Below are 1,239 nucleotides of genomic sequence, written 5' to 3'. Positions count from 1 at the left end.
GGTACTGGAGGGGGAGGCGCTTACGATAATCGAGGCAGTTGAAGGTCTCCCTAGATAGCAGTAGAAATGTAGATTTGAGCGATAAAGACGAGATAAAAAAGCTACAAAACTCAAAGAAATTTAAGTTTTATGAATTTGGCGGCGGGATCCTTGAGAGCGTGGTTTATAGCGCGCAAAAATCTCCCGTTTGTAAGGCGTTTTTTGGCGGCGAACCTATAAGCGCCAGAAGCGTGACGAACTACTACGTGGGCGCGTCTGACGAGTTTTTCGCTACCGTGATCGACGCGAAGATAGTCGGAAACAAAGGCTTTGAGATAAAAAATCTGGACTTTAAATTTAACCTGTCGAGCAGCAAACTAGCCGAAGCTAAAGAGCAGGCAACCTCTGCGAAATTTAGACAAGACATCATCGATCAAGACGTCAAAAAGCAAGGACGCATCCTGCTAAACATACTTTGCTACTATAGTATGCCGAGCAAGTAGGCATTTGCGGCGGGTAATCGCCCGCCGAATTTAGCGGAATATCGGACTTTCTTGCGTCAAATTTAGGGTACTAATATGCTTAAATTTTTAATTTTCCACAGCTACTTTAAATTTGGCATTTATCTAAAATTTGAGTTACTTTCCGAGACCCGCACCTCAAAAATGCCAATTTTTCGGTTAAATTTAGAGCCGAATCAATAACTATAAACAGAATATTTTTAGCTTGCCGTATGAAATTTAGACTCTTGTTTTATTCGCCAAATTTACCCCGCTCTCACTCCTTTGGTTTATCAAGTTTTTATGCGAATTTAAGTAAAATCAACCAAAATTTTTTAAAGGCTAAAAATGGACAAAGCTACCGTAAAAGCGCACAAAATCAGCGATCAAGAGTATGAGGAGATCCTAAAGATCCTAGGCAGAGAGCCAAATTTGCTCGAGCTTGGGATATTTTCCGCGATGTGGAGCGAGCACTGCAGCTACAAGTCGAGTAAAAAGTACCTAAACGGCTTCCCGACCAAGGCGCCGTGGGTGATTCAGGGGCCGGGCGAGAATGCGGGCGTCATCGACGTCGGAGGCGGCGTCGCGGCGGTGTTTAAGATGGAAAGCCACAATCACCCAAGCTTCATCGAGCCTTTTCAGGGCGCGGCGACGGGCGTTGGCGGGATACTGCGCGACGTATTTACGATGGGCGCGCGAGTCGTGGCGAATATGAACTCGCTGCGATTTGGCGAGGTGCGAGGCGAGAGCGAAAACGCGA

Annotated in this window: 2 protein-coding genes; both read left to right on the top strand. The window is 45.9% G+C overall.

All coding sequences use genetic code 11. The annotated features are described in order from the left end of the window. The first annotated feature begins 38 nt into the window (after positions 1-38). Entirely contained in the window at positions 39-482 is a 444-nt protein-coding gene (locus tag Q0546_RS02500) for a hypothetical protein (RefSeq protein ID WP_298790232.1), read from the top strand. 345 nt (positions 483-827) lie between these two features. Further along, positions 828-1,239: AIR synthase related protein (locus tag Q0546_RS02495; protein ID WP_298790230.1), on the top strand; the 412-nt coding region annotated here is incomplete at its 3' end.

It is taken from the genome of uncultured Campylobacter sp. (assembly GCF_937997465.1).
Lineage (GTDB): Bacteria > Campylobacterota > Campylobacteria > Campylobacterales > Campylobacteraceae > Campylobacter_A.
This window is presented reverse-complemented; position numbering and strand designations above follow the sequence as displayed.